The sequence below is a fragment of the Streptosporangium sp. NBC_01810 genome (assembly GCF_035917355.1).
Taxonomy (GTDB): domain Bacteria; phylum Actinomycetota; class Actinomycetes; order Streptosporangiales; family Streptosporangiaceae; genus Streptosporangium.
Window position 1 is genome coordinate 4,285,199 of record NZ_CP109070.1, and the last position, 11,267, is coordinate 4,296,465.

Here is an 11,267-nt window from a genome sequence, read left to right on the forward strand (position 1 = left end):
GCGCCCTTTCCGGGAAAAGGCACCGACCCCGGCCTCAGAAGGCCCTCCCGAGGCCCTCAGGGGTCCTCGGGGGTCGGGGGTCCTCGGGGGTCCTCAGGAGGGCCTTGGCCTCCCGGCCCCGCGCGTTCCCTTTGGCCGGCACCACGTCGCCCTCTGCCCTCAGTGGGACCGGGCGGGCACCTCCGCGCCTCGCCACAGCACCGCGGACTCAGACGTCGTCGGTGGTGAAGTGCTTGAGGCTGCTCCACTTGAGCCATTCCCGCCAGCTCTCCTGCCAGTGACCCCAGCCGTTGGTGGGCTCCAGGGCGCGGGGCGAGCCGGTGATGATGATCGGGTCCCCGATCAGGGTGTTGTCGAGGAACCACTTGGCGTTGCTCGGGCTGACGTTGACGCAGCCGTGGCTGACGTTGGAGTAGCCCTGGGACCCGACCGACCACGGGGCGCTGTGGATGTACTCGCCGCTGTTGGAGATGCGGACCGTGTTGTAGACGGTCAGCTGGTAGTAGCCGGGCGAGCCGGGCCCGATGCCCGGAGAGGTCATCACCGTGACGTTCTCCCGGGACATGGCCAGGTGCACGCCGCTGGTCGTGTGGTACTTCCAGACACCGCCCTGGCCCGCGCTCATCGGCATCTCCCTGACGACCCTGCCGTTGCGCCGCACGGTGAGGTGGTGGGAGGGGATGGTGCCCCGGGTGATCTGCGAGCGGCCGACCTTGAAGTTGACCGTCCGGTTCGCCGCTCCGTACAGGCCGGCGCCACCGCGCACCCCTGCCAGCCGGGCCTCGACCCTGACCTTGGTGCCCGAGGGCCAGAAGTTCTTCGGGCGGAAGTGAACGTTGCGGTCGTCGAACCAGTGCCACGCCCCCAGGACCGGCCTGGAGGTACGGACGAACAGGTTGCGCTCGACGGAGACGCGGTCGGTGACGGCACGGTCGAAAGTGATCATCACCGGCATGCCCACGCCGACGGTCAGACCGGTCATGTCCCGGTCCGGCATGAGGCTCTCGATCGCGAAGGTCTCGCGGCTCTTCACCGTGGAGAAGGACGAGGTCGTCTCGGTGACGGCGCCCGCCGGATTGACCGCCGTCACCGAGACCTCGTAGGAGGCTCCTGGAGCCGCCGTACCGCGGCTGCGCCACTGTGTACCGTCGGCGCTGAGAACGCCCGGCAGAGAGCCTTTGGCGCCCTTCACGGCCCTGACGGTGACCGACTTCAGGGTGCCGCCCTCCACCGCGACCAGGACGGGGGTGTCCGTGGGCACTCCCCTGGCCCCCTTGAGCGGTGCCACGGTGACCACGGCGGCGGCGGACTCCGCCTGCTGGGACGCCTGCGGCGTCCGGTCCTGGCGTACGGCTGTGCTTGTCGAGCAGGAGGTCGTCACCAGCACGAGGGCCAGCAGTCCCGCTCCCTGGCTCGAACCACGGATCGCGTGCCCCACATGAACTCCCCTGTCCCGGACTGAACCACTGATTCAGTTATTACCCGGAGTAAGCGGTCCACCACATAAGACATCCACCCTGAGCCCCAAATAAACGCCAAAAAGCGGGCCACGGAAGTTTTTCCGTGGCCCGCTTTTCGCGGTGATACGCGGGGTCAGTGCGAGAAGTTGCCCCGGTAGTACTCGAAAACGAAACCGATCATGCTCATGATGATCGCGAACACGCCGATCAGGAACAGCCACCAGCCGATGACCAGGCCGACCCCGGCGAGCGAGACGGCCAGGCAGACGAAGAGCGGCCACCAGCTGTGCGGGCTGAAGAAGCCGAGCTCTCCGGCACCCTCGCTGATCTCGCCCTGCTTGTCGTCCTCCGGCTGATCGCCGATCCGGCGGGCCGTGTACATCAGGTAGTAGCCGATCATGAGCGCGAAGCCCACCGAGATGGCCATCGCCGTCGTGCCTACCGGCTCCTTCGACCAGTACCAGTAGACGACGTCCACGGCGGCGAAGAAGACGCCGCAGAGGATGAACAACCAGCCCTGGACCTTCATTCGTTCTCCTCCAGCTCACGGGGGGCCGGTGCGTGCGGGTACTTGAGGTCGAACGCCGGGCGCTCGGACCGGATGCGAGGCAGCGAGGTGAAGTTGTGCCTCGGCGGCGGGCAGGACGTCGCCCATTCCAGGGAGTTGCCGTAGCCCCACGGGTCGTCCACGGTGACCTGGGGTGCGGTCTTGTGGGTCTTCCACACGTTGTAGAGGAACGGCAGCGTGGAGGCGCCCAGCAGGAACGCGCCCACCGAGGAGACCATGTTGAGGTCGGTGAACCCGTCGATCGGGCTGTAGTCGGCGTAGCGGCGCGGGAAGCCCTGCGCGCCCAGCCAGTGCTGGACCAGGAAGGTCGCGTGGAAGCCGACGAACAGCGTCCAGAAGTGGATCTTGCCCAGCCTGTCGTTCAGCATCTTGCCGGTGAACTTGGGCCACCAGAAGTAGAAGCCGGCGAACATCGCGAACACCACGGTGCCGAACACCACGTAGTGGAAGTGCGCGACCACGAAGTAGGAGTCGGACACCTGGAAGTCCAACGGCGGGGAGGCCAGAATGACCCCGGTCAGACCACCGAACAGGAAGGTCACCAGGAAGCCGATCGAGAACAGCATCGGCGACTCGAACGACAGGTGGCCGCGCCACATGGTGCCGATCCAGTTGAAGAACTTCACCCCGGTGGGCACCGCGATGAGGAACGTCATGAAGGAGAAGAACGGCAGCAGCACCTGGCCGGTGGCGAACATGTGGTGCGCCCACACCGTGATCGACAGACCCGCGATGGCGATGGTCGCGGCCACCAGGCCGATGTAGCCGAACAGCGGCTTGCGGCTGAAGACGGGCAGGATCTCGGTCACGATGCCGAAGAACGGCAGCGCGATGATGTAGACCTCGGGATGGCCGAAGAACCAGAACAGGTGCTGCCAGAGCAGTGCCCCGCCGGTGGCGGGGTCGAAGATGTGCGTACCGAGCTTGCGGTCGGACTCCAGCGCCAGCAGCGCGGCGGCCAGCACCGGGAAGGCCATCAGCACCAGGATCGAGGTGAGCAGCACGTTCCAGGTGAACATCGGCAGGCGGAACATCGTCATGCCGGGCGCGCGCATGCACACGATCGTGGTGATGAAGTTCACCGAGCCGAGGATCGTGCCCAGACCGCTGATGGTCAGGCCGACGATCCACAGGTCGCCGCCGATTCCCGGGGAGCTGATCGCGTTCGACAGCGGGGTGTAGGCGAACCAGCCGAAGCTGGCCGCGCCGCCCGGGGTGAGGAAGCCCGACAGGGCGATGGTGCTGCCGAAGGTGAAGAGCCAGTAGCTGACCATGTTCAGCCGCGGGAAGGCGACATCGGGCGCGCCGATCTGCAGCGGCATCAGCTCGTTGGCGAACCCGGCGAACAGCGGGGTCGCGAACATCAGCAGCATGACGGTGCCGTGCATGGTGAACAGCTGGTTGAACTGCTCGTTCGTGGTCAGCTGGAGGCCCGGCTGCGCCAGCTCCGCCCGCATGATCAGCGCCATGACGCCGCCGATCAGGAAGAAGACGAACGAGGTGATCAGGTAGAGATGTCCGATGATCTTGTGATCGGTGGACGTCGCCCACTTGACGACGACCGAGCCCTTACGGGTCGGCGCCGGGGAGAGGACAAGGGGCTCGTTAAGTGCGGTCACTGGGCACCCGCCTGGCTAGCGATGTACTGGTCGAACTCGGCCTGGGGCACGAGCTTCACCGAGAAGAGCATCCGGCTGTGATCCACACCGCAGAGCTCGGCGCAGCGACCGGCGTAGACGCCTGCCTTGTTCAGCGTCTGGACCTCGAACTTGTTGGTCACACCCGGGATCACGTCGCGCTTGAAGTGGAACGCCGGGACCCAGAAGGAGTGGATGACGTCCGGCGAGTGGAGATCGAACTCGACGTTCTTCTCGACCGGCAGCACCAGCTCGGGGCCCTTGGTGTAGTCGGCCGCGGGCAGGCCCACGACCTGGACGGTCTTGCCGTTGTACTCCGTCGTGAAGCGCCAGCTCCACTGGAAGCCCTCGACCTTGACCTTCACGTCGGGCTTGCCGGACAGGGTGTTGATGTAGTTCTGGTCCCGCGCGGTGAAGAAGAAGAACACGCCGACCATGATGATCGGCACCACCGTGTAGAGGATCTCGATCGGCAGGTTGTACCGCACCTGAGGCGGCAGCTCCTCCGTGGAGTTCTTCTTCTTACGGTGGAAGGCGACGGACCAGAGGATCAGACCCCACACGACCACACCGGTGGCGAGGGCGGCGATCCACGATCCGTTCCACAGGCTCTGGACGGATTCGGACTGCTTGGTGACGCCCTCGGGCAAGCCGCCTCGGGACCATTCTTCGGCACTGCACGCCGTCAGGGAAACCAGCAGCAGCGCCAGAGCGGCAGCGCGTGGCACCCGGCGGCGGGCCAACGGACGCCGTGCGGAACGGCGGGTCGGACTCACGGATCGCCTACCCCACAGATGAAGCCCAGGAGTCACTCCTGGGCGGTCGTTTGTTCACGTTCAAGATTTGTAGTTCACAGCTTCACGCTGGGGGACACATTAGCGCGGACAACCGTCGCCCCCCCGCGCAGCCCCCGCCCGCACCGTGCGTGGTGCGACGATTGGAGCGTGGCGTACTTCGACGCGGCCTCCACTGAGCCGCTGCACCCCCAGGCTCGGGAGGCTCTCATCGCGGCCCTCGACGTCGGCTGGGCCGACCCCGCGAGGCTGTACGGTTCCGCTCGCCGGGCAAGGATGTTACTGGAACAGGCGAGGACCGAGGTCGCCGAGGCGCTGGGCGCCAGGCCCGACGAGGTCTCGTTCACCTCCTCGGGCACCCAGGCGGTGCACCTGGGCGTGCTCGGCACCCTGCACGGGCGCCGCAGGAGCGGCCGCCGCCTGGTCACCTCGGCCGTGGAGCACTCCAGCGTGCTGCACGCCGCCGGCATCCACGAGCGCGACGGCGGCTCGGTCGAGACGGTCGGCGTCGGCATCACCGGCGCCGTCGAGGCCGGCGCCTTCCGCGAGGCGGTTCTCGCCGAGGGCACCGCCCTGGCCTGCCTGCAGAGCGCCAACCACGAGGTCGGGACCGTCCAGCCGGTCGCCGAGGTGGCGGCGGCCTGCGCCGAGGCGGGGGTTCCGCTGCTGGTGGACGCCGCCCAGACCGCGGGCCGGATGCCGTTGCCCGGCGGCTGGTCGGTGCTGGCCGCGAGCGCGCACAAGTGGGGCGGCCCCGCGGGGGTCGGCGTGCTGGTGGTCCGCAAGGGCACCCGGTGGCGCAGCCCGCTGCCCGAGGACGACCGCGAGCGCCGCCGGGTCCCCGGTTTCGAGAACGTGCCGGCGATCGTCGCGGCGGCCGCCGCGCTGCGTGCCACGGTGGCCGAGTCGGCCGTGGAGTCGGCCAGGCTCTCCGCGCTGGTGGACCGCGTCAGGAGCGAGGTGCCCCGGCTGGTCTCCGACGTCGAGGTCATCGGCGATCCGGTCGTGCGAGCGCCGCACATCGTCACCTTTTCGTGTCTTTACGTGGAGGGTGAGGCGCTGCTCACCGAACTCGACAAGGCCGGATTCTCGGTATCGTCCGGCAGTTCCTGCACGGCGAGTACGCTTCGTCCATCGCATGTTCTGGAGGCCATGGGCGTGCTCACGCACGGGAACGTACGGGTGTCACTGCCCCGAGGCACCTCGGCGGCGGATGTCGACCGCTTCCTCGCCGTCCTGCCCGGCACGGTGCGCAGGATCCGCGAGGAGGCGGGAGTTAAACTGTGATCAATATTTGGGAAGTGAAGACTCCATGACGTCCAGTCAGGCCACCCCGGCGGGATCGGCCCAGAGCCCGGCACTGACCATCGACGCGCTGGGCAAGAAGTGCCCGATTCCCATCATCATGCTGGCCGAGCAGATCAACCACGTGCCGCTCAACGCGATCGTCGCGGTCCTCGCCGACGACCCCGCCGCCTTCACCGACATCCCGGCCTGGTGCCGGCTGAAGTCGCACCGCCACGTGGCCAGCTACGAGCTCCCCGAGCGCGGCTGGTCCATCCACGTGCGCCGCAACTACTGACTTGTCCTGAAACTGGGTATGACCCTCCCCGAAAATCCACCAAACGGTTCGGGGGGACAGCATGAGCGGTGAGACCGCCAGGAGTCTGATGAATACCGGAGTCCGGTGCGTGGAGGCGCACGAGACGCTCGACCGGGCCGCACAGATGATGCGCGACATGAATGTGGGCGCACTGCCCATCTGCGGCAGCGACGACCGGCTGAAGGGGATCATCACCGACCGCGACATCGTGGTCAAGTGCGTGGCCCACGGCATGGACCCGTCCAAGGTCACCGCCGGTGAGCTGGCGACCGGCCTGGTCTGGGTGTCGTCGGACGCCAGCGTCGACGAGACGCTGGCCAAGATGGAGCAGAACCAGATACGGCGGCTGCCGGTGATCGAGGACGGCCGCATCGTCGGCATGATCAGCGAGGCCGACCTGGCCAGGCATCTGCCCGACGACAAGCTCGCCGAGTTCGTGCACCGCGTCTACGCGGGCGTCTGACACCTGCCATACCGGCAATCCCGCCCGGCTGAGGTCTCCCGATGTCGGGCGGCCTCAGCCGGGCGTGGCTCACCCGCCGGCCCAGCGGTGGTTCAGGCCACCGGTGATCCCGGCGGAGCCCAGCGGGCCCGGTGCCGTCCGGCCGGTGTCCAGGCGCCGGATCAGGCGTGCCGGATCAGACGCGGTGATTCAGACGCGGTGATATCAGACGCGGTGATTCAGGCGTGGTGGCACTTCACGAAGCCGACCACCTCGGCCGCCGCGTCGGCGCCGTAGGCGTCGGCGAAGCGCTCCAGGAAGACCTTCTGGCCGAGTTCGTACTCCTGACCGCCGACGCGCTCCAGCACGTGGGTGGCGGTGAGGTTGCCGACCTGGCCGCAGCGCTCCAGGGACATGCCCCAGGCCAGGGCCGCCAGGAAACCGGCCCTGAAGGCGTCCCCCACGCCTGTGGGGTCCGCCTTGCCGAGCTCGGGCGCCGGGGGGATGTGCAGCGGCGGCTCGCCCTTGCGGTCGATGACGACGCCCTTGGGGCCGAGCGTGGTGACGCGGACGCCGACCCGGTCGAGGATCTCCTCGTCGGTCCAGCCGGTCTTCTGCTCGATCATGCCCTTCTCGTAGTCGTTGCCGAACAGGTAGGCGGCACCGTCGACCAGCTCGCGGATCTCCTCGCCGGGCATGCGCGCGAGTTGCTGGGAGGGGTCGGCGGCGAACGGGATCGCGCGCTGACGCGCCTCGGTGGTGTGCCTGAGCATCGCCTCGGGGTCGTTGGGGCTGATCAGCACCAGGTCCAGGCCACCGAGCCGCTGGCTGATCGGGCCGAGCTCGATGAGACGGGCCTCGGCCATCGCGCCGGTGTAGAACGACGCGATCTGGTTGTGGTCGTCGTCGGTCGTGCACAGGAAACGGGCGGTGTGGTGCATCTCGGAGATGTGGACGGAGTCGCAGTCGACTCCGTGGCGCTCCAGCCAGGAGCGGTAGTCGGCGAAGTCCGCACCGACCGCGCCGACCAGGACGGGGCGAAGACCCAGACAGCCCATGCCGAAGGCGATGTTGGCCGCGCAGCCGCCACGGCGGATCTGCAGGTCGTCCACGAGAAACGACAGGGAAATCCGATGGAGCTGATCGGCGATGAGCTGGTCGCCGAAGCGGCCCGGGAAGGTCATCAGGTGATCTGTCGCGATTGAGCCGGTGACGGCGATGCGCACGGGGTTCTTCTCCTCGTTGTCAGCATCTCTGGGAACGTGGGCGATTGAGCCACGCAAGAATACGCGACCTTGCGGGCGCGCGAAGGCCCCGCGCGGTGACGGATGTCACCACGCGGGGCCTTCCCGGTCTTGCCCGGTCGAGCGAGTCCCTAGTTGAACGAGTCTCCGCAGGCGCACGAACCCGTGGCGTTCGGGTTGTCGATCGTGAAGCCCTGCTTCTCGATCGTGTCGACGAAGTCGACCGTGGCACCCACGAGGTAGGGCGCGCTCATCCGGTCGGTGACCACGCTCACGCCGTCGAAGTCGGAGACGACGTCACCGTCCATCGAACGGTCGTCGAAGAAGAGCTGGTAACGCAGGCCGGAACAGCCGCCGGGCTGCACGGCCACGCGCAGCTGGAGGCCTTCCTCGCCCTGCTGCTCCAGCAGGCTCTTGACCTTCGCGGCGGCCGCGGAACTGAGGATCAGGCCCTGCGCCGTGGTCTCGCTGCTCTCAACCGACATGTGGTGACTCCCGCGTCTGCGTCAGCCGCTCCCCGGGAACGGCTGTCTGTTTCTGACGTCCTTCTCAGACGCTACCAACACCCGTCCCCCGGTACACATTCCTGAGACAACACACGCCTCCTCCTTTGGACAAAACTCCCTCCCCTGGAATAAAGCCCCAATGACGTGTGTCATCATTAGTCGTCACTTCGACGATAAGGGGGTGTGGCCATGACGACCACCGAGACCGGGCTTCCGCTCTTCGTCCTGGGCAGGGGCGTCGACCCGCACAGCGAGCGCGGTGTCGACTGCCCGGGCGAACTGCCGTCCGCGTCCGACCCGGCGCTGGTGGAACGCGCCAGGAAGGCGAAGGCGGCGCTCGGTGACAGGGTCTTCGTACTGGGCCACCACTACCAGCGCGACGAGGTCATCCAGTTCGCCGACGTGACCGGCGACTCGTTCAAGCTCGCCAAGGAGGCCGCGGCCCGGCCTGACGCCGAGTACATCGTCTTCTGCGGCGTGCACTTCATGGCCGAGTCCGCCGACATCCTCACCTCCGACTCCCAGAAGGTGGTGCTGCCAGACCTCGCCGCCGGATGCTCGATGGCCGACATGGCCACCTTCGACCAGGTCGAGGAGTGCTGGGAGGCGCTGGAGGACGCCGGGATCGCCGACATCACCGTCCCCGTCACCTACATGAACTCCAGCGCCGACATCAAGGCCTTCTGCGGGCGCAACGGCGGCGCCGTCTGCACCTCCTCCAACGCCAGGCGCGCCCTGGAGTGGGCCTTCTCACGCGGGGAGAAGGTGCTCTTCCTTCCCGACCAGCATCTGGGCCGCAACACCGCGGTGCTGGAAATGGGCCTGTCGCCAGGCGAGTGCGTCGTCTACAACCCGCACCGGCCGAACGGAGGCCTGACCGCGGAGCAGCTCGCGGGCGCCAAGATGATCCTGTGGAAGGGGCACTGCTCGGTGCACGGCCGCTTCAGCGCCGAGTGCGTGGACGACGTCCGCGCGCGCATCCCCGGCGTCAACGTGCTGGTCCACCCCGAGTGCAGGCACGAGGTCGTCACCAAGGCCGATCATGTCGGTTCGACCGAGTACATCATCAAGAAGATCGAGGAGGCTCCCGCCGGGTCCTCCTGGGCGGTGGGCACCGAGCTGAACCTGGTCAAGCGGCTCGGCGCCATGTTCCCCGACAAGGACGTGACGTTCCTGGACCGGACCGTCTGCTACTGCTCGACGATGAACCGGATCGACCTGCCGCACCTGGTGTGGGCGCTGGAGTCGCTCGCCGCCGGCCAGGTCGTCAACCAGATCACCGTGGACGACGACACCGCCCACTGGGCCGGGGTCGCTCTGGACCGGATGCTGGCGCTGCCCTGACCGCGGGGTGGACGGGCCCCGGTGGGTGGTGACCCGCCGGGGCCCGTCGCGTGCCGGGAACCTGTCGCGTACCCGGGATCGGGGGAGCACCGCCTGAGCGGGGCCTAATCCAGCTCGTAGACCACCCTGACACTGACCGACATGTCCTGGCGTCCGGGGCTGATCGACGCCTTGTCCGCCATCGCACCGGCGGCGAAGAACGGCCGCGGCGGAGTGACGTTCTCCTCGCTGATCTCCAGCGCGCGGCCGAGCCTGCGCCCCGCGAGCCTGGCGTACTGCGCGGCGCGGGTCCTGGCGTCCCTGAAGGCGGCCTCGCGCGCCAGCCTGAGCGGCGCGCGGTTGTCGGAGACCTCGAAGGAGATGCTGTCCAGCCGGACCGCCTCGCCGGCCGCGACCGCCGCGTCGACCACGTCGTCCGCGGCGTCGATGTCACGCACCACCGCCTCGACGCCCTGCGCGGCCCGGTAACCGGAGATCGTGGGGTAGTCCTTGTACTGGGGGCCCAGGGACAGCTCGTTGGTCCGCAGGTCCTTGGCCGCGATCCCGGCCGCGAGCAGCGCCTTCGTCAGCGCGGCGGCGGCGGCGCGGGCGGCGGTGAACGCCTCTCCCGCGGTGGGGCGAATCACCTCGACACCGGCGTCCAGCTTCATGACGTCGGGAGTGACGGACAGGCGTCCCTCACCCACGATCGTGATCTGCGGCCGGTCTCCCTCCACCGCCACCGTGGAGGACGCGGAGTCCGCGAGCGCGGCACCGCCGAACAGGCTCATGGAGACGAGCGCGGTCGAGGCCACCACCTGAGACATCTTGATCATAGGGGCATGGCACCACGGGGCGGCGGCCCCGGCGGCGAGCCCTCCCGGGGATCTGCTGTTTCTTGGCCGAATCCCGGGGCGGGTATTCAACTTCCGCCGGTCAGACCCTGGCGAGCTCCCGCCACCAGCCCAACAGCCCCTCGTCGCCCTCGACGGCGTAGTCGTCGGCACTGCGCCGCCCCCACACGACCTGGAGCAGGTCGGCCGACGTGGCGGTACGTACGGTCACGCTCCCCGGCCGCAGAGACCGCCGGTGATGGAAGCGGTCGGGGTCAAGAGTGATCACCCATCCGGCCCCGGTGTCGGCCTGCAGGGAGATCGTCTCGCCTCCGCCCCTCAACTCGGCCACGCCCGGGTTCCACCGCGCGTACGGCAGGACGTCGAGGAACTCCTCGACCCCGTCGGCCGCCGTCTCCTCGTCGACCGTGACCGGGACGCCCAGTGCGAGCTCGGCGTCCATCCGGTGCACCAGGGTCTCGTGGAGCATGCGCCTCGACCAGAACCCCACCCGCTGCTCGGCGCCCCAGGACCACATCGGCGCCCGCGGGTCGCGCGACAGCAGCGCCTCGGACAGCAGGGTGGCCCCCTCGGCGAGCCAGGCGGGGGAGCCGCTCGCGTCAGCCGGCAGGCCCGTGTCCGTCTCGCGGCGACTGTAGCGCCGCTCGGCCAGGTCGCGGACCATGGCGGCCACCCACCGGTGCACGCCACCGATGTGGGTGACAAGCCCGGCCAGATCCCAGCCAGGACAGGTCGGCACGGGAGCGGACATGTCCCGCTCCCCCAGGACGTCGACCATCCGGGCAGCCTCCGCGGCGACCGCCGAGGCGTGCTCGGCGTGGGTCCATTCCCTCATG

At 68.4% G+C, this 11,267-nt stretch carries 12 protein-coding genes; 4 read left to right on the forward strand and 8 right to left on the reverse strand.

Annotated features, from left to right (window positions below; genetic code table 11):
• Window positions 1-208 precede the first annotated feature (208 nt).
• The 4 genes from OIE13_RS18495 to ctaC form a co-directional block, all read right to left on the reverse strand.
• Window positions 209-1,438, reverse strand: coding sequence for a L,D-transpeptidase (locus OIE13_RS18495; protein WP_326638106.1), 1,230 nt, complete (start codon window positions 1,436-1,438; stop codon window positions 209-211).
• Window positions 1,439-1,593: 155 nt separating this feature from the next.
• Window positions 1,594-1,989 (reverse strand): cytochrome c oxidase subunit 4, encoded by a 396-nt coding sequence (locus tag OIE13_RS18500; RefSeq protein ID WP_326638105.1) that lies wholly within the window; start codon window positions 1,987-1,989, stop codon window positions 1,594-1,596.
• On the reverse strand, window positions 1,986-3,647 hold the full coding sequence (gene ctaD, locus OIE13_RS18505) for an aa3-type cytochrome oxidase subunit I (protein WP_326638103.1): 1,662 nt from the start codon (window positions 3,645-3,647) through the stop codon (window positions 1,986-1,988). The genes OIE13_RS18500 and ctaD overlap by 4 nt, the downstream gene beginning before the upstream one ends.
• Entirely contained in the window at window positions 3,644-4,393 is a 750-nt protein-coding gene (gene ctaC / locus OIE13_RS18510) for an aa3-type cytochrome oxidase subunit II (protein WP_326638101.1), read from the reverse strand. The genes ctaD and ctaC overlap by 4 nt, the downstream gene beginning before the upstream one ends.
• Before the next feature lie 216 nt (window positions 4,394-4,609).
• Here ctaC and OIE13_RS18515 point away from each other — a divergent pair, with 216 nt between their 5' ends.
• The 3 genes from OIE13_RS18515 to OIE13_RS18525 all read left to right on the forward strand — a co-directional run bounded on the left by OIE13_RS18515 (window position 4,610) and on the right by OIE13_RS18525 (window position 6,525).
• On the forward strand, window positions 4,610-5,746 hold the full coding sequence (locus OIE13_RS18515; RefSeq protein WP_326638100.1) for a cysteine desulfurase family protein: 1,137 nt from the start codon (window positions 4,610-4,612) through the stop codon (window positions 5,744-5,746).
• 25 nt (window positions 5,747-5,771) lie between these two features.
• Window positions 5,772-6,041, forward strand: coding sequence for a sulfurtransferase TusA family protein (locus OIE13_RS18520; protein ID WP_326638099.1), 270 nt, complete (start codon window positions 5,772-5,774; stop codon window positions 6,039-6,041).
• Window positions 6,042-6,102: 61 nt separating this feature from the next.
• Entirely contained in the window at window positions 6,103-6,525 is a 423-nt protein-coding gene (locus OIE13_RS18525) for a CBS domain-containing protein (RefSeq protein WP_326638096.1), read from the forward strand.
• A 218-nt stretch (window positions 6,526-6,743) separates the two neighbouring features.
• Here the strand turns inward: OIE13_RS18525 and OIE13_RS18530 are convergent, their stop codons facing one another.
• Together OIE13_RS18530 and OIE13_RS18535 are read right to left on the reverse strand one after the other, a co-directional pair.
• Window positions 6,744-7,730, reverse strand: a complete 987-nt coding sequence (locus OIE13_RS18530) for a carbohydrate kinase family protein (protein WP_326638094.1) — start codon at window positions 7,728-7,730, stop codon at window positions 6,744-6,746.
• 149 nt (window positions 7,731-7,879) lie between these two features.
• Window positions 7,880-8,233: a HesB/IscA family protein gene (locus tag OIE13_RS18535; protein ID WP_030910261.1), complete on the reverse strand. Its 354-nt coding sequence runs from the start codon at window positions 8,231-8,233 to the stop codon at window positions 7,880-7,882.
• Window positions 8,234-8,443: 210 nt separating this feature from the next.
• Between OIE13_RS18535 and nadA the strand changes: the two genes are divergently transcribed.
• Complete coding sequence (gene nadA / locus OIE13_RS18540; protein ID WP_326638089.1) at window positions 8,444-9,598, forward strand: quinolinate synthase NadA; 1,155 nt, start codon at window positions 8,444-8,446, stop codon at window positions 9,596-9,598.
• 104 nt (window positions 9,599-9,702) lie between these two features.
• On the opposite strand, the gene OIE13_RS18545 is transcribed toward nadA, so the two are convergent.
• Both OIE13_RS18545 and OIE13_RS18550 read right to left on the reverse strand, forming a co-directional pair.
• Window positions 9,703-10,413, reverse strand: coding sequence for an SIMPL domain-containing protein (locus OIE13_RS18545; RefSeq protein WP_326638087.1), 711 nt, complete (start codon window positions 10,411-10,413; stop codon window positions 9,703-9,705).
• Between the two features lie 100 nt (window positions 10,414-10,513).
• Window positions 10,514-11,266: a maleylpyruvate isomerase family mycothiol-dependent enzyme gene (locus OIE13_RS18550; RefSeq protein WP_326638086.1), complete on the reverse strand. Its 753-nt coding sequence runs from the start codon at window positions 11,264-11,266 to the stop codon at window positions 10,514-10,516.
• Window position 11,267: the final 1 nt, after the last annotated feature.

Bases quoted from the DNA above. Each gene is read 5' to 3' on its own strand.
- OIE13_RS18500 (WP_326638105.1), bottom strand. From the start codon at position 1,989: ATGAAGGTCCAGGGCTGGTTGTTCATCCTCTGCGGCGTCTTCTTCGCC.
- OIE13_RS18520 (WP_326638099.1), top strand. From the start codon at position 5,772: ATGACGTCCAGTCAGGCCACCCCGGCGGGATCGGCCCAGAGCCCGGCA.
- OIE13_RS18525 (WP_326638096.1), top strand. From the start codon at position 6,103: ATGAGCGGTGAGACCGCCAGGAGTCTGATGAATACCGGAGTCCGGTGC.
- OIE13_RS18535 (WP_030910261.1), bottom strand. From the start codon at position 8,233: ATGTCGGTTGAGAGCAGCGAGACCACGGCGCAGGGCCTGATCCTCAGT.
- nadA (WP_326638089.1), top strand. From the start codon at position 8,444: ATGACGACCACCGAGACCGGGCTTCCGCTCTTCGTCCTGGGCAGGGGC.
- OIE13_RS18545 (WP_326638087.1), bottom strand. From the start codon at position 10,413: ATGATCAAGATGTCTCAGGTGGTGGCCTCGACCGCGCTCGTCTCCATG.
- OIE13_RS18550 (WP_326638086.1), bottom strand. From the start codon at position 11,266: ATGAGGGAATGGACCCACGCCGAGCACGCCTCGGCGGTCGCCGCGGAG.